Source organism: Tychonema sp. LEGE 07196 (assembly GCF_963890365.1).
Lineage (GTDB): Bacteria > Cyanobacteriota > Cyanobacteriia > Cyanobacteriales > Microcoleaceae > Microcoleus.
The window spans coordinates 201,867-223,478 of sequence record NZ_CAWPRX010000168.1 but is presented as its reverse complement, the minus strand read 5'-3'; the positions used below and the strand labels follow the sequence as shown (position 1 = coordinate 223,478).

At 46.5% G+C, this 21,612-nt stretch carries 7 protein-coding genes; all 7 read right to left on the bottom strand.

All coding sequences use genetic code 11. The features are described from left to right. Positions 1–46 precede the first annotated feature (46 nt). Positions 47–5,806: a non-ribosomal peptide synthetase gene (locus AACV78_RS20305; protein WP_194009130.1), complete on the bottom strand. Its 5,760-nt coding sequence runs from the start codon at positions 5,804–5,806 to the stop codon at positions 47–49. Beyond that, positions 5,803–9,042 carry a non-ribosomal peptide synthetase gene (locus AACV78_RS20300; protein WP_194009131.1) on the bottom strand — a complete coding sequence of 1,080 codons (3,240 nt, stop codon included), beginning with the start codon at positions 9,040–9,042 and terminating at the stop codon, positions 5,803–5,805. Before AACV78_RS20300 ends, AACV78_RS20305 begins: the two co-directional genes overlap by 4 nt. Positions 9,043–9,064: 22 nt before the next feature. Beyond that, complete coding sequence (locus tag AACV78_RS20295; RefSeq protein ID WP_194009132.1) at positions 9,065–10,114, bottom strand: TauD/TfdA family dioxygenase; 1,050 nt, start codon at positions 10,112–10,114, stop codon at positions 9,065–9,067. Between the two features lie 168 nt (positions 10,115–10,282). After that, positions 10,283–11,833 (bottom strand): condensation domain-containing protein, encoded by a 1,551-nt coding sequence (locus AACV78_RS20290; RefSeq protein ID WP_194009133.1) that lies wholly within the window; start codon positions 11,831–11,833, stop codon positions 10,283–10,285. Further along, positions 11,820–13,508: a pyridoxal-dependent aspartate 1-decarboxylase PanP gene (panP, locus tag AACV78_RS20285; RefSeq protein WP_194009134.1), complete on the bottom strand. Its 1,689-nt coding sequence runs from the start codon at positions 13,506–13,508 to the stop codon at positions 11,820–11,822. Before panP ends, AACV78_RS20290 begins: the two co-directional genes overlap by 14 nt. A gap of 92 nt (positions 13,509–13,600) precedes the next feature. Beyond that, positions 13,601–16,873: a non-ribosomal peptide synthetase gene (locus tag AACV78_RS20280; RefSeq protein WP_194009135.1), complete on the bottom strand. Its 3,273-nt coding sequence runs from the start codon at positions 16,871–16,873 to the stop codon at positions 13,601–13,603. Position 16,874: 1 nt separating this feature from the next. After that, on the bottom strand, positions 16,875–21,587 hold the full coding sequence (locus tag AACV78_RS20275; protein WP_194009136.1) for a non-ribosomal peptide synthetase: 4,713 nt from the start codon (positions 21,585–21,587) through the stop codon (positions 16,875–16,877). Positions 21,588–21,612: the final 25 nt, after the last annotated feature.

The following is a 21,612-nucleotide window of genomic DNA, read 5'->3' as shown; positions in this document are numbered from 1 at the left end:
ACTTTATTCTCGTTTCCAGGTTCTGCGTGGCAGAGATGAGAGGGAATTAAATTCCTAATTCAGGAATCATTTCGCCCATCGCTACAACAATTTTTCGCGAACCGATAAATGGATTGCGACTGTGAGCGACAAGCATATTATCTAGCATTAAGATGTCTCCTGCTTGCCAGGGAAAACTAACAGCAGCTTGCGCGTACACTGCCTGAATTTCTTCCATTACCGAATCTTCAATAGGAGTGCCGTCACCGTAATAGACATTGCGGGGGAGGTTCTCTTCTCCAAAAACAGAGAGCAAGGAAGCGCGGGTTGCCGCATCTAAGCAGGAAATGTGGTGCAAGGGAAGTTGGTTAAAAAATACCATCTCTCCAGTTTTTTGGTGCTTGGCAATTGCGGGGCGAATTTTGCGAGTTCTCAAATTATTTCCTGCTTTCCACTCAAATTTCATCCCAGCTTGTCGGCAGTATTCCTCAACCACCGATTTGTCTTCGGTTTTGAAAAAATCTTTCCAGCTTACATCCAGTCCGTCTGTGTAGTTACGGACGTACATAATTTGCTTTTGGGCAAATTTTTCTCTGAGTTTCGGGTCTAGCAACTGGTAAATTTTACGGCAGTCAACAATCGGCGTTTCTCCGCCTTGTTGCGCTGGCTGAACGCAGAAAAACCAAATTTTCATCGGCCAGCGGTGCAGGTGCGAACTCTCGCTGTGAAATAAGATAGCTTGATCTGCTGGGTAAGGAGTTGAACCGTAAACTTTTCCGCTAACTCCTTCGCGTGGCAAATCCCCGTACTCCCCAAATAATTCAGGACAAATTGCGTGAGCAAACTGCTCGAAAGCAGAAACCACAGGCTCAATGAATCCTCGAAACAGAATTGCTCCGTGCTGTAGCAATTTTGCTTCTATCAATTCGCGGTTGTTCTTTGCCCAGTCTGCAAGATCGACATTGTTAATAGCGGGTTTGATGACTAACGGGAATAGTTCCCCAGGCTGAAGAAACTCGGTTTTTATCAACTCGCCTTCAGGCAGAGCAACCTCTTTCGGTTTAATGCTCTTAAACTTGCTAAAATTTAGTTTTTCGCGCTTTAGTTCTTGCATGGTTTGTTTTTGTTTTTCAGCTTCCGTGATAATTTCCAAGTTGTTTAACCGAGTTTCTGGCTGCGCTACAATGCTGCTGAGGAGAGTTTCAAAGCGATTTGACATTTGCTCGATGGTGGCGCAGTCGAAAAGACCTGCATTATATTTCCAACTACCGGCAATTCCCCGCTCCGTTTCCCCCACGAAGAGAACTAAATCGAATTTCGCAATTTCGCTGTCAACTTCTAACGGAGTTAAAGTTAAATTGCCCAGCTTTAAAGCAGGCATCGGCATATTTTGCATAACGAATAAAACTTGAAAAATTTGTGGCTGATTTAGAGTGCGATCGGGGCGCAATTCCTCCACTAATTTGTCGAAGGGTACATCTTGATGAGCGTAGGCTTTTAAAGTTACTTCGCGCATTCTTGCGAGCAATTCGCAAAAAGTGGGATTGCCACTCAAATCAGTCCGCAAAACGAGGATATTGACAAAGAAGCCTATTAAACCTTCTGTCTCAATTTGGGTGCGATTTGCCAGGTCTGTGCCGACAATGATGTCATCCTGATTTGTATAGCGATATAGCAGCGTTTCTAAAGCGGCTAGCATCGTCATAAATAGGGTGGCACTTTCTTGACGACTCAGCTTATTGAGGGCTTGCGAAAGGGTTGGGGAAAGCTGGAACGGTTGAAGGGCAGCCCGATAGGTAGAAACATTAGAGCGCGGTTGTTTGGTAGGCAGTTGCAGCACTGGCAAAGGATTGCCTAAGTGTTGCTTCCAATAGGCAAGTTTTGTTTCTAAAACTTCCCCAGAAAGCCACTTTCGCTGCCACACGGCATAATCGGCGTATTGAAGGGGAAGCTCAGAAAGTGGGGAAGGTTTTCCAACACAAAAAGCTTCGTAGAGTGCAGCCATTTCCCGCACGAGTACCCCTAGGGACCAGCCATCTGCAACGATGTGATGAATGGTTAGCAATAATATAGATTCTGTCTCGTTTAACTGTAGCAAAGTGACGCGCATTAATGGCCATTTTGCTAAGTCAAAAGGTTGTCGCGCTTCTTCAAGAGCGAGTCGCACCGCTTCGGCTTCCCGCTGCGAGTGAGGAAATTCCCGCAAGTCTATGACTGAAAGCGCGAAAGTCGGAGAGGGAATAATCGTTTGAATCGATCGCCCTTCCACTGTGTTAAAAATTGTCCGCAAGGCTTCGTGGCGAGCGATAATTGTTTGGAAACTGCGCTGTAATGCTGTCACGTCGATCGCACCTTTCAAGCGCACGGCTGCGGGAATATTGTACGCTGGATCGCCCGGTTGCAATTGATCGACGAACCAGAGCCGCTGTTGTGCAAAGGAAAGGGGCAATTCTCCCTCCCGCGAGACGCGCTCGATGGGGGGTGCTTTCAGTGTTTGCTCGGTGCGACAGATTTCGGAAATGCGATCGCTCAAACTTGTCACTGTTGGCGATTCAAATAAAACGCGCAGGGGCAATTCAATTTGAAACGCTTCTCGCAGGCGGGCGATCGCCTGAGTAGCCAGCAATGAATGACCTCCTAATTCAAAGAAGTTATCGTGAATGCCAATTCGCTCTAAACCGAGAACTTCCGCCCAAATTTCTGCTATTAATTGCTCGTCGGGAGTTCGAGGCTCGGTAAAATTGCTCTCGAATTCCGCTGTGTTTGTGTCAGGTGCTCTTAGCGATCGCCGATCGATTTTTCCATTAGGCGTTAAAGGCATTGCTTCCAGCAGCACAAACGCTGACGGTATCATGTACTGCGGCAGTTTTTGTTTGAGAAAGACGCGCAAGTGATTAATAAATTCTGAATTCGTAGGAGCAGTGTTCCCGTGTCCGCCCCGGAGTTCTGAGTTAACAACGATATAAGCTACTAAACGCTTGTCGCCCGGATTATCCTCTCGAACCAGTGCGATCGCTTCTCGCACGGCTGGGTATTGGCTGAGTACCGCTTCAATTTCGCCTAATTCGATGCGAAATCCGCGAACTTTCACCTGGTGGTCGCTGCGCCCCATAAATTCAATGTTTCCATCTGGGAGATAGCGAGCCAAGTCCCCGGTTTTATAGAGGCGTTCTGAAAGAATAAACGATGAAGGATGAAGGATGAATGAAGCATGAATTCCGTCCTCTGCAAAGGGGTTAGGAATAAACTTCTCGGCGGTCAGTTCCGGTCGGTTTAGGTAGCCTCTAGATAAGCCGGCACCGCCGATGTACAGTTCGCCAAATATGCCAACGGGAACCGGCATTAAATAGCGGTCTAATATGAAAATTTGAGTGTTAGCAATCGGGCGACCGATGGAAACTGATTCATGTTTGCGATCGACCTGATAGAGAGTAGACCAGATAGTGGTTTCTGTAGGACCGTATAAATTCCACACAGCAGCGCCGCACAAAAGCAACTGATTGGCGAGCTGTCGGGGTAAAGCTTCTCCCCCGCACAGTATTTTTAATTGATTGTTTCCCGGCCCTCCTGCTGCTAAAAGCATTTTCCAACTGGCTGGAGTAGCTTGCATGACTGTCGCGCCAGAATTTGTTAATGTTTCTAACAGCTTTTCCCCGTTTGATGCCACTTCTCGGCTGGCTACAACGACGCGAGAACCTGTTGTAATAGGCAGGAACAGTTCCAGCGCTGCAATGTCAAAAGATAAGGATGTTACTGCTAGCCAAACATCTCGGTCTGCGATCGCGAGTTGTTGGCGCATAGAACTCAAGAAGTTAACGGCAGAGGCGTGGGAAATTTGCACTCCTTTGGGTTGACCTGTTGAGCCTGAAGTATAGATGACATAGGCTAAATTTGAGGAATTTTGTAAACCCACGACTGGCTCGTCGCAGCTCGATATGCCTTCCCTATCTGCATCCAGAAACACGATAGAGGCGCTATTTTTTGGCAGGGTTTCTAATAGTTTTTGCTGAGTGAGTAACACTGAAATGTGCGCGTCTTCCAGCATGAATGCAAGGCGCTCTGGCGGATATGCTGGATCGAGGGGAACGTAAGCACCACCGGCTTTGAGGATGCCGAGAAGCCCTACCACCATGTCTAGGGAGCGATCGACATAAATTCCTACCAAAAATTCTGGATTGACACCAATTTTTTGCAAGTAACTTGCGAGGTTATTTGCTTTTTCGTTCAGATCCCGGTAAGTCAGACATTCATTTTCAAAAACGACAGCGATCGCATCTGGTGTCAGTGCTGCCTGCGCTTCAAATAGTTCATGTATGCACTTATCTTGCGGAAAATTCGATTGAGTATTGTTCCACTCGAATAGTAGTTGCTGCTGTTCAGGTTTTGTCAAGATTGGCAAATTTGAAAGGCGCTGTTCGGGATTGGTAGCTATACTTTCTAGTAAGGTAATAAAATGTCCGGCTATCCGTCGTGCAGTGCTAGCGTCAAACAAATCTTGGCTATACTCAAGCGTTCCATTAATACCCTCTAATCCTTCCTCCAGGTCAAGCGCTAAATCAAATCTCGCCGTTTTTCGTTCTATTTCTAAATTGCTCAACATCACTCCTGGCAATTTTATCTGCGGTGTCCGAACATTTCGCAGAGAGAACAGCACCTGAAATAGCGGATTATGACTTAAATCTCGTTCGTGGTGTAGGATTTCTACCAGTTTCTCGAATGGTAAATCCTGGTGGTTATACGCGCCGATAGCTACTTCTCGCACTCTAGCCAGTAACTCTTTAAAAGTTGGGTTGCTCGACAGATTGGTTCGGAAAACTAAAGTGTTAGCAAATAAGCCAATTAATTCCTCGATTTCGCGTCTGTTGCGGTTAGCAATGGGGGAGCCGACTAAAATATCTTCTTGCCCGGTGTAGCGATAAAGTAATGTTTTAAACGCTGCCAATAGGGTCATAAATAAAGTAGCTTTTTCCCGCTGGCTCAATTGGACGATTTCCTCTGCGATTGCCTTGGGAATAGTGAATTTATGCACCGCACCTCGGAAGGTTTGTACTGCCGAGCGGGGGCGATCTGTTGGCAAATTTAGTACAGGAAGATTGCCTCCGAGCTGTTTTTTCCAGTAAGCAAGCTGCGTCTCTAAAACTTCTCCTTGCAACCACTGGCGCTGCCAACTTGCAAAGTCTGCGTACTGTACCGACAGTTCGGGAAGGGGAGAAGGTTTGCCAGTGCAAAAGGCTTGATAAAACGTGGCGAGTTCCTGAATGAATATTCCCATTGACCAGGCATCGAAAATGATGTGGTGCGTACTCAATAGCAGCACCCAGTTGGAATCGCTCAAGTGCAGCAATTTGGCACGCAATAAGGGTGCTTGCGACAAATCGAAAGCTTGCTGAGATTCTACGGCGATTAACCGTTCAACTTCGCGAGATTGTTCAGTTTCAGGAAGCGATCGCAAATCTATTTCTAAAATTTTCAATTCCAGATGGGAAGCGATCGCCTGAATGGGTTGCCCATTTATTGTCTTAAAAGCCGTTCGCAAAACTTCATGACGCTTGACAAGTTCGTTGAGACTGCGATCGAGGGCTGTGACGTCGAGTGTGCCCGTCAAACGCACGCCGGCGAGGATATGATAGGTAAAGTTACCTGCATTTAGTTGCTCAAAAAACCACAACCGCTGTTGAGCAAACGACAGAGGAAAAGTGTTAGACTCTCGACTTTGAGGCAGAATTTTTGCTAGCGAAACGCTTTCTTTTTTATGGTTGAGTCGCTGCAACAGCAACTCGCGCTTTTGGGGAGAAAGACCCGCGATGCGTTCAATTAAATCACTCATTTGCTGACTCCTTGCTGGGCGAGAATTTCCTGAATTTGTGCTTCTGAAAGTTGATCGAGGTCTGCTAACACCCTCCCTAGCATTTCACTGTCTATTTGTTCGACTTGCTTTTGCGCGATCGCTACAGCAAAATCGGCGACAGTCGCAGACTCAAATAAACGGTGCAAAGGCAACTCGACCTGAAATGCTTGGCGCACTCTGGAAATTACTTGAGTGGCTAATAGGGAATGCCCTCCTAATTCAAAAAAGTTGTCGTAAATGCCGACTTTTTCAAGTTTGAGAACTTCAGCCCAGATAGCGGCTAAAACTTCCTCGATATTTGTGCGAGGCGCAACAAAGTTTTCTGTCAACTCCGGCCGCATTTCGTCAGGTTCTGGGAGCGATCGCCGATCGATCTTTCCATTAGGAGTTAAAGGCAAACTTTTGAGCATTACAAAAGCCCAAGGCACCATGTAATCAGGCAATTTTGTCGCTAAAAAACGGCGAAGTTCGCTGCTGCTTGGTGCTGGTTTCTGCTCAGAAATCAAATAAGCCACGAGGCGCTTTTGTGCCATCTCGTCTTCCCGCGCCACAACTACAGCCTGCGCGATATCTGGATGCTGCCCCAGCACCGCCTCAATTTCTCCCAATTCAATGCGGAAACCCCGGATTTTTACTTGACTGTCAATTCGCCCAATAAATTCGATGTTTCCGTCTGGCAAATAGCGAGCCAAATCACCCGTTTTGTACAGTCGTGTTTTTGCTTGCGTGTCAAATGGATTGCGAATAAATTTTTCTGCGGTTAATTCAGGGCGGTTAAGATATCCGCGTGCCAAATTATCACCGCCGACGTACAGTTCACCAGGTACGCCTATCGGCACCGACTGCAAGTAAGAATCCAAGATATAAATCTGAGTGTTGGCAATCGGAAGACCGAGTGGAACTGTCTCAAAATCGCACCCAGTTTTATCAAAATCCACTTGATAAGTCAGCACACCTACAGTTGTTTCTGTTGGCCCGTAGTGATTGAAAACTGAGCAACTGGGAGCAAGATTGCGAAGTGTTTTAACTAAGCTCCAGTTGGCAGCTTCACCACCTAAAATAAGCCGTTTACCAGGCAAAATTGACTTGGGTTGGGAGGAATTTAAAAGGGCGGCTAGATGAGAGGGAACTATTTTGAGGCAGTCGATGGGATTGCGGGAAAAATATTCACCCAGTGCCTCTGGATCGGTGGCGCGTTCTTGGGAGATAATATGCAGGCAACCGCCGAAACAAAGGGCGGGGAAAATCGCTGTGTTTCCTAAGTCGGCGGCGAAGGTGGAAACGGTGGCGAAACTGGCACCAGATGGCAGGTTTAATCTTTCCTGAATAGCGTACAGGTAATTGAGCAGTTGCCGGTGTTCGATCGCTACTCCCTTGGGGATGCCAGTGGAACCGGAAGTATAGATGACGTAAGCTAAATTGTCTGTAGAAACAGGGGGCGTGTAAGAGGCAGAAACAGTCGGAATATCTCGATCGATGCAAACAATATTTGCCTGAGTTTTCGGCAAGCTTTCGATGAGCCGCTGTTGTGCCAGCAAAACCTTCACCTGAGCGTCTTCTAGCATGAGTGCTTTGCGATCTACTGGGGTTGCCGGATCGATCGGCAAATAGGCACCACCGGCTTTGAGAATGCCCAGCATTCCTAGGATTGTTTCTAAAGAGCGATCGACGCAAATTCCGACAATTGCCTCTGGCTCAACTCCCAAGTTTTGCAGGTGATGGGCCAGTTGATTGGCGCGATCGTTGAGTTCTCGGTAGGTGATTTTTTGGTTTTCAAAGACAACGGCAATGCTATCTGGCGTGCGATGGGCTTGTTCTTCAAAAAGCTGGTGAACGCACTTGTCTGTTGGGTAATCTTTTTGAGTTTGGTTAAAGTCAATGAGAAGTTGGTGACGATCGCGATCGCTCAGTATATTTAACTGACTAATGGGAATTTGTGGACTTTTTACTGCACTTTCTAATAGTGCCTGAAAGTGTTTTGACAAGCGTTTGATATCTTCAGCTTCAAATAAAGCCGGATCGTAGCAAAAATCGGTGATTAAGCAATTGCCTCGTGAAAGACAGGAAAGTTTAAGTTTGAATGGCTCTAGGCAGGCATCTTGCCGATCGAGCAAAAATGAAACGCCAGACTCGCCATATTTCTCTGGCTCTGTTTCACACTCAAAGCAGATGGGCAAAAAAGCGTTACTTTTATCGGATTCTAGAGTTTCTTCCCAGGTGAAATATTCTTGCCAAGTGTGAATATCTTTGAGATTTAGCTCAACTTGTCGCCAAACTTCTACAAAACTGAATTCGTCTTGCAAGTCGCAATGTAGCGGTAAATAGGTACTCAACAGCCCCAGAGAGTGTTCTAATTCTTGATATTTCCTGCCGTTTCCAGTTACGCCGACTATCAGGTTTGGCTGTCTGGTAAGCCGCCAAATGAGAATTTGCCAGCAAGTCAGCAGGAATGTAGAAATATCGCTTTGGTGTTTTTGCGCGATCGCTTCCAATCTGTTCAACAAATCACCCCGAATTTCCACCCTTTCTACTAGCGGCGGAAATTCCGAAGCGGAATTCTGCTTTTCCCAAGGAAGCGTTAAGCAATCCAAAGATTCAAGATTCTGTTTGCGCCAGTATTCTTTGCCGATTGCCGTTTCTTCTGATTCGAGTAACTCATTTTGCCACTCAGCAATATCGGCATATTGCATTGACTCATCAGAGAACTCTTCCCCGCGCCCACAAGCTAAGTAGGAAAGACTGAGTTCGCGGGTAAAATTTTTCAGGGTGACACTATCTGCAATTAAGGCAGAGAAGTTCGCCAGCAATAGGTGCTTGTTTTCCCCCAAAGTTACTAAAGAGAGATGCCAAAGTGGGCCGCGCTCAAAATCAAAAGCAAGCAGGTTTAGTTGCTGAAAAAGCGCTTCAATTTTAGCTTCTTGTTCTTCGGGAGACAAACCGCTCAGATTGTGTTCTGAGATAGGAATTTCACCAGTGCGGGCGATCGCTTGCAGGGGTAGTGTCATCCCTGGCAAGCAGTGAAAGCTAGTACGCAGGATTTCGTGCCGATTTACGACATTTTGCAGCGCCTTTTTCAGAATCTCTCGATCGAGGTTTCCTGAAATTAAAATTGCACCTCGAACACGATATATCTGTTGAGAATTATTTTGCTGCAACCCCCACAAATGTCGTTGCTGTGGAGAAAGTCTAAACCCTTCGATTGTTTCATTTTGCATATCTACTGTTCCTTTCATGGGTCTAAATATCTTGACAGCTAAACGGTTCTGCCATCCCGACAACAACTCGACGCGAACCAGAGAATGAGGTGCGTCCGTGCGCGGCTAGCATATTATCTAGCAGCAAGACATCTCCTTCTTCCCAAGGAAAAACTATCGTTTCTTGCTGATAGCAGCGACGAATTTCGTCTAATATAAAATCTTCAATGGGCGAGCCATCGCCGTAATAAGCATTGCGGGGTAAATCTTCCTGCTTGAAAGAAGTTAAAAGCTCTTTGCGAACGACGGGTTCTAGATTGGAAATGTGGAAGAGGTGAGCTTGATTAAACCACACCATTTCCTGCGTTTTTGGGTGCTGAGCGATAGCTTGACATATTTGCCGAGTTCTCAAGCGATCGCCACTTTTCCATTCTAACTCAATTCCCGCTTGTTGGCAATACTCTTCTACCTCAATCTTGCTATCAGTATTGAAGACATTTTGCCAGGACAAATCTACGCCACCGCCGTAATTTCGCACATACATAACCTTGTTCTGGGCAAACTTTTCTCTAATTTTTGAATCCAGGTTTTCAAACACTTTGCGGCTGTTAGCGATCGGAGTTTCTCCTCCTTGTTCGGCTTTTTTAACGCAGAAAAAAGCAATTTTAAGTGGCCAATTTCGAGAATAAGCCATTTCATTGTGCAGTGGGATGAATTGCTCGGCAGGATACTCGGTGGAAGTGTAGATATTTCCGCTCACCAAGCTACGCGGAGTTGAGCGAAAAGAATATTCCAACAAGTCGCCAGCAAGAGTTTGAATAAACTGCTCGAAACCATTCACATCGCCGACTTCAAAGCCTCGGAAAAGTATTCCTCCATGCTTCCATAACTGTGTTTCAATTGATGAGCGATTGTTCTGTGCCCAACCCGCGAGATTTAATTTTTCTACTGTTGGCTGAACAACTAGAGGTAGAAAGTTTTCGGGCTGGAGATAGGCGGTTTTGACTAATTCCTCTGAGGACAGGCTGACGGCTTTTCGCCTAACTGCTCCTAACTTTTGGGAATTGAGATTTTTTGTTTCTGTATTTGTCATAGTTTTTGGTTTTGTGAAAAATTTATCTCTTTTTCCCGAAACAACCTGAGAGATTGATATCAAATCCGCTCTTCATCGGAATTATTCATCTCTCTGTTCTCTTCCTCTGCGTTCTCTGCGTACTCTGCGGTTTAATCATTCCAATGCAACCGGAATTGATATGAGCCATCAGTTTAAACTTTTCATAACTTTGCGTTTAGCCATTTTTAATTTGTTAATCCCCGAACTATGAATTTGTTTTTCCTGCTCGATTTGGTGCTGCCTTTCGACTTCGGCAATAATTTTAGCCAAGTCGTCCATCTTGATATCTGGCTGGATGACTACCTGGTTGAGGAGGGTTTGGAAACCTCTCACCATTCGGGCAATAGTCGTAGCTTCAAATAAGTCTGTTTTGTACTCAAATAAGCCTTGAATTCCTTCTGAAATCTCCCAGAGAGTGAGGCTTAAGTCGTGTCTCGACATACCGACATCGAATTCCAGAATGCTCAAGGTCAAATCGCCTAATTTCAGGGGGGGTATGGGTGCATTCTGGAGAACAAACCACACTTGAAATAGCGGGTTATAGCTGAGATTTCGCTCCGGCTGCAATTCCAGGACGAGCTTTTCAAAAGGGACATCGGGGTGAGCGTAAGCTGCTAATGCTACCTCGCGTGTTCGACCGAGTAGTTCGCGGAAAGTTGGATTACCTGCGGTGTCAATTCGCAGCACTAAAGTATTGACAAAAAATCCAATTACTTCCTCTAATTCAAGGAGGTTGCGGTTGGCAATAGGAGAGCCAATAGCGAGGTTGTCCTGCTTGATTTGGCAGTATAGCAACGATTGAAATGCTGCCAATAAGGTCATAAATAGGGTGACATCTTGTTGCTGAGCGAGCGTTTTCAGCCTTTCAGTTAAAGGAGCAGAAATAACAAAAGATTGCTGCGATCCTCGGAAAGTTTGCACGGGAGAGCGCTGCTTATCTGTTGACAGCACAGCTAAAGTGCCTCCCAATTGCTGTTTCCAATAAGCGAGCTGTTTTTCTAATTTCTCTCCCTGGAAATGCTGCCGCTGCCAACTGGCGAAGTCGGCATACTGTACGGGAAGTTCAGGCAACTCAGAGGGTTTGTCAGTGGAAAAAGCTTCATAAAGTGCGGCCACTTCTCGCACCAATACGCCCATAGACCAACCATCAGAAATAATGTGGTGTATCGTTAGCAGCAACACATATTCTGCCGAACCAAGTTGCAGGAGAGTGCCTCGCAGTAAGGGCGATCGCGTTAAGTCAAAGGGGCGTTGGGCTTCTTCAAGAGTACGCTGCTCAATTTCAGCTTGCTGCTCAGTTTCTGGTAAATGTTGCAAGTTTACCACCGACAAAGCGAAATTTAAGGAAGAAGAAATCAGTTGGACAGGTTGCTCGTCTACTTCTGCAAAAGCAGTCCGTAAAACTTCGTGACGCCGGACAATTTCATTGAGTGTTTGTTGCAGTGCTGACAAATTCAATTGTCCTTGCAAACGCACAGCAGCAGGAAGGTTGTAGGCAGGGTTTTCGGGAGACAATCGATCGAGAAACCACAGTCGTTGCTGGGCAAAAGAAAGGGGAGCAGAATTTTGCTGCGATCGCCTGGGAATACGCTTAGATTGCTCGGCCTGTACTGCCTCTTTGCCCAATGCTTTGAGGAGGAGCGCTCGCTGCTGGGGCGAGAGGTTTTTTAGTCGTTCTGAACGATTAGTAGACATCATAATTCACCTTCTCGCAGTTGTCGCTGTTTGCGATCGTTAAGGAAAGCTTTGCTGCTATTTTGAGCTGGTCGTTTAAAACAAAGTTGATATCTGCTTCAGTGGTGAGGGGGTTGGCAAGGACGACTCGAAAAGCAACAATGGGAACGGTTTTGCCATAACAGGTGTTTTGCACGGTTGTTCGCGATACGAAGGTGTGACCGGCTCGCCGCTGGGCCTCCTGAAGGCGCTCGTTAAATTGATTGATGAAGTGGTTGTCTGCTTCTGCCAGTTGTTTTTTGGCTGCTTTTTCCCTGAAGGTTTCTGGAATGTAGCGGTATAAAAGAATATTAATTTCTGGTTCTAGCAGCAATTCAAATGCTGGATTTTCCCGAATTAAATTGGCGAAGTGCTGGGTTTTATGGATGCCTGCATCTATCAAAAACTCATAGCCTTGATGGCCGATGATATTCAACGCTGCTTGCAAGAACAAACTCGCACCCGATCGAGAGCCTTCGAGAGATCGCTTGCCTAGATCGATGGACTCTTTTCGCACCGTGTAGGGCGCGTGTTTTTCAATAACTTTGGCGGTTTGGGGATTGCGGAATAAAACCAGGCCGATTCCCATTGGCAAATACATTTGTTTGTGTCCATCTATGGTGACGGAATCTGCTAGTTGAATACCTGCGAATTTGTGTCGGTGACGTTCGGAAAAAAGCACGGGGCCGCCCCAAGCAGCATCGACGTGAAAGTGAGCGTTTGCTTCTTGCGCGATCGCCGCTATTTCTGGAAGCGGATCGATACTTCCCGAATCCGTGCTGCCTGCAATACCGATAATTGCCAGAATGTGCAGGTTGCGATCGCGGCATTCGGCTACAGTTTGGCGCAGCGCTGCCAAATCCATGCGGTGATTGGAATCGGTGGGAATTTTTAGGAGATTGCGATCGCCAATGCCTAATAAACCGGCAGCCTTTTCAAAAGAATAGTGCATCAAACTGGAGCCGATTATCACCATTCCCTTGTAGCCGTAAAACTCTAAAGCTGCGTACAACCCTTCTTTTTCAATGCCACTAAAGTTATTTTTTGGCCCTAAAGAAGCGTTGCGAGCGCACCACATGGCTGTGATATTAGCTAGGGTGCCGCCCGTTACCATGATACCGAGCGTGCTGTCACTTTTTTGAATGTGCTGGTTATAAAAATCCTCAGAAAAATTGTAAATTAATCGGTGCATCATTGCTAAAGTCTGGCGCTCGCAGGGGCTTAAAACTTTGGCAGTTTCCATCTTGACTAAATTTTGATTCATCGCGGTTAAAAGCTTCGCGATCGGGCGCACAAAATAGGGAAGTGCGCTCGTCATGTGACCGATATATCGGGGGGAAGATGTGTGAATGGAATGGGCAACGAGGGTTTTGGCAAAATCATCGATATAATTCCCAACATCTTTAGGAAAGGCGGGAATTTTGTTTTCCCTAAACTCCTGAATAATTAACTCTAAGTCAATATCTGTACTCGCGGTTTTTGCGTACAAAAAGTCTTGAACAATCGCAGAAATTCGCTCCTCCATTGCTTCCTCTGCCAAAAATGACTTTTCTGAGGCACTGAATAGCTCCATTAACTTTTCTTCAATTGGGGTTTTTGAGGCTGTTAATGGCTGCATTATATCTTGAGGATTTTTGGTTTTTACTGTTAGTTTACTCATTGCGATTAATCCTGTTAAATGTTTTTTCTCTCCTATTCCACCGACTTTTTAAGGAAAAAATAGCTGTTTGTGCTTTTTTACTAACCCGATATTTACTCAGTCAGCATCACAGTTTGTGCTTCCTCTCCATCAATATTTTCTAAAATATCGAGCAATTTATCTATCTGGTTAGAATCGGCATTTGCCAGAATTTCTTCCTCGATTAGTTCAGCTAAATTCTGAATGGTGGGAGCGGCAAAAAAATCGCACAGCGCTAACTCTACCCCAAAGCACGATCGCACTCGCGATATTAACCGTGTTGCCATCAGAGAGTGACCGCCGAGGTCAAAAAAGCTTTGGTTAGTTCCTACTTTTTCTAGCCCTAAAAGAGCAGTCCAAATCTCAGCAATTTCTTTCTCTGTGGGCGTTTGTGGCTCAGTGAAGGCTGTTTCATCAGAAACGTAATCGCACTTTTGAGATAAGGCGAGGCGGTCAATTTTTCCGTTGGGCGTTAGTGGCAACGCATCTAATAGCACAAAAGCTGAAGGCACCATGTAATCGGGCAGTTTGTGCTTTAAGAATGAACGCAGTTCGGAAATAAGTTCTGGCTGCTGATTTCTGAACTCTGAGTTAGCAACTAGGTAAGCGACTAGGCGTTGACTGCCCGGTACTTTTTCCTGAAGCAAAACAGCAGCGGTGGACACAGAAGAATGTTGAGAAAGCGCTGCTTCTATTTCTCCTAGTTCGATGCGGAAACCGCGAATTTTTACTTGGCAATCACTACGGCCCAGAAATTCTATATTACCATCCGGCAGGTAACAACCGATATCGCCTGTTTTGAACAAAACTTTTTGATGAGAGTTACCGACAAAATCTAATTTTTCTGGCCCAAACGGGTTAGAAATGAATTTCTCCGAGGTTAATTCGGGGCGGTTTAAGTAGCCCTTTGCCAATCCATCGCCACCGACGTAAATCTCGCCGGGAATTCCTATGGGAACGGGTTGCAAATTGCGATCGAGCAGGTAAATTTGCGTGTTGGCGATCGGGCGACCAATTGGAACTTTCTCGACACAGTGAGTTGCATCGTACCACGTCACATCCGCAGCTACTTCCGAAGAGCCATAAAGATTGATTAATACCCGCTGGGGCATCTGCTCTCGAAATTGCTGGCAAAGTTCCATCGGCAGAGTTTCTCCGCTGCAAATCCAATACTTTAATTGAGGCAAACGCCTGTCTAAATCAGGGAAGGAATCTAAGATAGCGCGCAACAAAGAAGGAACCAAAACCAGTCGCGTTACATTTTGCTTTGATAAGGTTTGAAGGAATTGGTTAATATCTTTGACGGCTCGATCGGGAATAATCACAGTTGGCAACCCATGCAGCAAAGGAGCAAAGATTTCCCAAATTGAATCGACAAAATTTAAGGATGTTTTTTGACAGCAAATATCTTCTGCGATCAAAGGGTAGGGGTTCCAAAAACAGCGATTGACAGTGCCTCGGTGGGTGCCGAGTACGCCTTTGGGAGTGCCTGTGGAGCCGGAAGTGTAGAGGACGTAAGCGAGGTTTTCGGCTTCGACTTTAACAGCGGGGTTGCGATCGCTCTCGCGGGAAATTTCCTGCCATTCTGCGTCGATACAGACGACTTTAGCGCTGTGTTCGGGGAGGGTTTCTAGGAGGTTTTTTTGAGTCAAAAGCACCGGAACTTTTGCGTCTGCTAGCATGAAGGATCGGCGTTCTTGGGGATAAGCAGGATCGAGAGGAACGTAAGCGGCACCGGCTTTTAAAATGCCCAAAATGGCCACCAGCATTTCCAGCGATCGCTCTAAGCAAATTCCCACCAAAACTTCGGATTTTACACCGAGAGTTTGCAGGTAATGCGCGATTTGATTGGCTTTGGCATTCAATTCGCGGTAAGTCAATTGTTCATTTTCGCAAATTGCAGCCACTGCATCTGGGGTTCGCTCTGTTTGTGCTGCAAATAATTCATGAATTGAGGAATTTTTGGGGTAATCCGCTTGGGTGTCGTTCCACTGGACAAGTAATTGTTGTTGTTCAGCGGCGCTCAATAAGGATAAATTGGATAGTTTTTGGTGAGGATTGGCAGCCATTCCTTCCAGTAAAGTTTGCAGGTGTTTGAGCATCCGCGCTATCGCACTGTCCTCAAAGTAGCTACGATCGAAAATAATTTTCAGCGTCAATTCCGCACCGGGCATCGCCATCACCGTTAGAGGATAATTCGTTGTTTCCAAGGAGCGAATATTCTCTACTTTTAAGTTGTGAATCTTCTCTTGCAAAGAAGCATCCGAGGGATAATTCTCAAAAACGACGAAACTCTCAAATAAAGGTAAACTCCGAGGAACTTCGCTCCACCCCTGCACCTCAACGAGGGGGCTGTACTCATACTGCCGCGCCTCAACTTGTTGCGCTTGGAGTTCTTTCAACCAGGATAAAATAACATCCTGTGGGTTGATTTTTACGCGCACTGGCAGAGGATTTACGAACAGTCCCACTACCGATTCAGCACCGATTAAATCTGGCGATCGCCCGGAGACAACCGTACCAAAAACCACATCTTCCTCGCCACTGTATCGGCTCAAAAGTAGCGCCCAAGCTGCCTGTACGAGGGTATTTAATGTTAGCTGATGCTGCCGCGCGGCAGATTGCAGTGTGGCCGTGGCTGTTGCAGAAAATATCACCTGCTGTTCGCCACTACTTTCTAAATGGTTTCCCGCGACAATATTGCATCGGGCGATCGCAGTTGGAGCTGCAAAACCTTTGAGAGTTTGCCGCCAAAATGACTCAGCCGCAGATAAATCTTGCTGGTGCAGCCACGCGATGTAATCCCGATAAGGGCGAGGGCGTTTGAGGTGCAATTCCTCGCCCTGGGAGAAGGCTTGATAAAATGCAAAAACTTCCTCAAGCACGATCGCCAGCGACCACCCATCTAAAACTAAGTGATGGTGGCTCAAAATAAACTGAAAAGTATCTGCTTCTAACTGCGCCAGTGCAATGCGAATTAAGGGAGCTGATTTCAAGTCAAAGCCCTGCTCTCGATCGGCTTTTAGGAACGTTTCTAACTGCTGTTGTTGTTCTGACACAGAGAGCGATCGCCAGTTTATTTCCTGCCAAGATAATGCAGCCTGCTTACGCACCGCTTGCACGGGTTCTTTCAAATTTTCCCACAGGAAAGAAGTCCGCAAAATGGGATGCCGCTCTACAACTTTTTGCCAACTATTTCTAAACGCAGAAACATTGAGATCGCCGCGCAAGACGCATAGCAGTTGCCCGAAATATACGCCCGATTCTGGCTGGTAAAGAGAATGAAAGAGAATGCCCTGCTGCGCTGGGGAGAGGGGATAAAAATCTTCGATATTGCCTTTGATCATATTAAAGCTCTCCCAAAATTGCGGTAATGTTATCTAAATCGTCCTGACTCCACTGGCTCCACTTAAAATCTGCAAAGTCAGAAAAAGTGCAGCCACCAGCGTCGGGTGACAGACAGTATTGAATTAGCGATCGCAGCGATTCTATAAAGCCCGTTGCTAAATTTTCAATGCTTTCTCGTCGGTGAATACTTTCGCTGTACGTCCAATCTAATTGCAGCTTGTTGCTGGCAATAAACCCGTTAATTTCCAGTAGGTAACGCCGATTTCCGCGCGGGCTGCGAAGGGGGCCACTCGGCTCGGAAGACAGCATTAATAAAGAAGCTTTTGGCAGCACTTGGTCAAACTGTCCGAGATAGTTAAAGCTTACCTCAGCTTGCGGCAATTTGTGCAAATTTTTAGCAGTTTCTGGGTTTAAATATCGTAAGATACCGAAGCCAACACCGCGATTTGGTACTGCGCGTAACTGCTCTTTCACTGATTTGATGGCAGAGCCTAGATCGGAATGTTTTTCTGAATTTAACAGGACAGGAAAAACTGCTGTAAACCAGCCGATTGTGCGCGACAAATCTACTCCCTCAAATATATCTTCGCGCCCGTGACCTTCTAAGTCCAGTAAAAGTGAGTTATTGCCAGTCCAGCGTGCAAATGCTTGACCTAAAGCAGTTAGCAATACATCGTTAATTTGCGTGCGGTAAACGGCAGGTACTTCTTGTAAGAGCAGTTTTGTTTCTTCAACACTCAAAGCAACGGATACTGTTTTTTCAGATGCAACTAAATTAGCTGCTGTGGGGAAATCTATTGGCAAGCTAGAAGTTGGTTGATGAGAAAGGGCGAACCAGTAATCGAACTCTCCCTGCAATTCGGGCGATCGCGCCCACTCATGCAAGCGTTCTGCCCACTGCTTAAATGAGGTTGTTTTGGGCGGTAGCGCGGCTGTTTCGCCGCCACTAATTTGCCCGTAAGCTGTCTGAAAATCCTCAATTAAAATTCGCCAAGAAACAGCATCAACCGCTAAGTGATGAATGGCCAATAACAAGCGATTTGGCTGATGTTGACCCAAGTCAAATAGGGCAGCGCGAAGTAATGGCCCCTCGGACAAATTTAAACTAATTTGCAACTGAGTGGCAGCATTTTGGAAAGCGGCTTCTCGCTCCTCTGGAGGTAGCGACGACAAATCAATGCAGGTAAACGGAGCAACCTCGTCAGGGCGAGCGATCGCCTGCTGCCAGCCAGATTCTCCTGGCACAAAACGCAGGCGCAGCGCGTCGTGGTGCTTCAGCAATTCCTGCAAAACTGACTCAATTAATGCAGGTTCGAGAGGTTGCTGCAACTCTAAAAGCACCGCCTGATTCCAGTGGTGCGGATCGGAGAGATTTTGCTCGAAAAACCATTGCTGAATCGGTGTCAGCGGAACTTCACCAATGATTAATCCTTGTTCCGATTGTTGGGGCTGAGCTGTATCGGCAACGGCTGCTAATTGGGCAATAGTTTGGTATTGAAATATTTTTTTTGGTGTGAGTCGCAACCCAGCTTGATTGGCTTTAGAAATGACTTGAATGCTGAGGATAGAATCGCCGCCCAATTCAAAGAAATTGTCGTCAATTCCCACTTGTTCTAACCCCAATACTTGCGCCCAAATTTCTGCCAGGATTTTCTCAATAGCCGTGGTGGGCGCGGCGAATGCCTCTTCGAGTTCTGGGCGATCGCGCTCCGGTGCAGGCAGGGCTTTGCGATCGACTTTACCGTTGTTTGTTAAAGGCAGCGCCTCCAGTGTCACAAAAGCAGCAGGTATCATGTATTCCGGCAATTTTCCTTTCAGAAAGCAGCGTAGTTCGTGAATCAGTATAGAATGCTTATTTTGTGCTGCTGAATTAGCACTTATATAAGCTATCAATCGCTTATCTCCTGGCACATCTTCTCGCACTATAACTACAGCCTGCGACACATCGGAATGCTGTCCTAGGGCTGCTTCAATTTCTCCCAATTCGATGCGGAAACCACGCACTTTTACTTGGCGATCAATTCGTCCCAAGTATTGAATGTCGCCATTCGGTAGGTAGCGAGCTAAGTCTCCCGATTTGTACAACCGCGCTTTCAAATTGTCATTAAAGGGATTGGAAATAAACCGATCGGCCGTTAATTCTGGCTGATTGAGATAGCCCCGCGCGACGCCAGCACCACCCACGTAAATTTCCCCAGGAATGCCGATCGGAACGGGTTGGCAGTTGCGATCGAGCAGGTAAACTTGCAAGTCAGGAATTGGACGGCCAATAAGGCTGGCATTTTTACTTAAATCAGCGACAGTCAGCGGCTGATAGGTGACGTGGACTGTGGTTTCTGTAATGCCATACATATTGACAAGTTGGGGGTGCCGATCGCCGTGCCGATCGAACCAAGGTTTTAAGCTTTGCAAGTCTAAAGCTTCCCCGCCAAAAATCACTAAGCGCAGGCTTAAATCTTGGCCAATTCCGACAGATTCTTCTGTTTTTATCAACTGGTAAAATGCAGAAGGAGTTTGGTTGAGAACTGTTACCTTTTCTTTGCATAGCAAGTTGTAAAATTCTTGGGGCGATCGGCTGACTGAATAAGGCACGATCGCGAGTCGCCCGCCGTATAGCAAAGCGCCCCAAATTTCCCAGACTGAGAAGTCAAAGGCATAGGAGTGAAACAGCGTCCACACATCTTGCTCGTTGAAGTTGTACTGCGACTGGGTAGCAGCAAACAGGCGGAGGACGTTTGAGTGAGAAACTAAAACGCCTTTGGGGATGCCAGTTGAGCCAGAAGTGTAGATAATATAGGCGAGATTTTCGGCAGTGGTGGCGCTGGCGGGATTTTCTTTGCTGTGTTGGGAGAAAGCACTTCGATCGGCATCGAGAAAAACGATTTTGGCGCTGGATTTAGGCAGATTTGGCAACAACTTTTTCTCACTCAGCAGCACATTTACCTGTGCGTCTTCGAGTATAAAAGCAAGGCGATCGCGCGGGTTGGCTGGATCGATCGGAACGTAAGCGCCCCCAGCTTTGAGAATACCGAGAATACCGACGATTGTATCGATCGCTCGCTCGACGCAAATTCCCACCAAAACTTCTGGTTTAACGCCGAGTTTTTGCAGGTAATGCGCGAGTTGGTTGGCTCGTTCATTCAGCTCGCGGTAGGTGAGTTTTTGGTCTTCAAATACGACTGCAATGGCATCGGGAGTTCGATCGACCTGCGCTGCAAATAATTGATGAATGCAGCGATCGCTCGAATAATCGGCGCGGGTGTCATTCCACTCTACCAACAACTGATGCCGCTCTTTTTCCCCCAGCAACGGCAACTCTTCAATCCGCCGATCGGGGTTGGCAGCTATGCCCTCCAGCAAGGTGAGAAAATGCCCCGCCATCCGATTGATTGTGGCTGCATCAAATAAATCTGTGCTGTATTCAAACTGACCGCTAATTTCTTCCTGCTGTTCTTCTAAATGCAGGGTTAAATCAACCTTTGCTGTCTGATTCTCAACATCTAAAAGAATAAGATTTAGTCCGGCGATTGATTCAGCAGCAACGGGCGCACTTTGCAAAACAAAAGCTACTTGAAACAGCGGATTGTAGCTCAAATTGCGCTCTGGTTGCAACTCTTCAACCAATTTCTCAAACGGCAAATCCTGGTGAGCGTAAGCTTCCAAACTCACATCCCGAATGCGATCGAGCAACTGCCGAAAAGTGGGAGCACCTGACAAATCAGTTCGCAATACCAAAGTATTGACAAAAAACCCGATTAGCCCTTGAATTTCCGCTCTGTTGCGGTTGGCGATGGGAGAACCAACGGGGATATCTGCCTGTCCTGTATAGCGATAGAGCAACGTTTTAAAGGCTGCTAGCAGGGTCATAAACAGGGTGGCATTTTCCTGGCGGCTGAGCTTTTTGAGGGCTGCCGTTAGCGTTTTCGGGATGAGCAATGATTCTTTCGCGCCCCGATAGGTTTGCACGGGGGGACGGGGGCGATCGGCTGGCAATTCCAGCAAGGGGGGAGCGCCACTGAGCTGCTTTTTCCAGTAGTTAAGTTGAGTTTGCAAGCGTGAAGCGAAGCTATCCCCCACGGAATCGCCAGCCAGCCATTCCCGCTGCCAAATAGCAAAATCGGCGTACTGGATGGGAAGTTCGGGAAGTGGGGATGGTTTGCCAATCGAAAACGCTTCGTAAAGTGCTGCTAATTCTTGCAGAAAGACTCCGATTGACCAGCCATCAAAAATAATGTGGTGCAGCGTCAGCAGCAAGACATATTTCTCAGCATCTAACTGTAGCAAATTAGCTCGCAACAGCGGCCCTTTGGTGAGGTCAAAAGGTTTGCTAGCTTCTGCTGCTGCCAGTTTTTTGACTTCCGCTTCTCGTTGAATTTCGGACAATTTTTGCAAGTCTAAAAGTTGCAGTCCGAAATTAAACTTTTCACCAACCACCTGCACGGGTTGACCGTCTACAGTGGCAAATGTCGTTCGCAAAGCTTCGTGACGGCACACAATTTCCTTGAAACTTCGTTCTAGCACTACTACATTTAGCTTGCCTTTCAGTAAGACAGCCGCCGGAAGATTGTAAAAAGGATTTCCCGGTTCTAATTGATCGATAAACCACAGTCTTTGCTGGGCAAAAGAGGTGGGAAATGCAAATACTTCTTCTTCGGAAGTATTCGCAGAGTCGCGAGTATCTGTTGGAGGTTTTTCGGAAAAATGCACCGTCATGGGATTTTAGATTTTAGATTTTAGA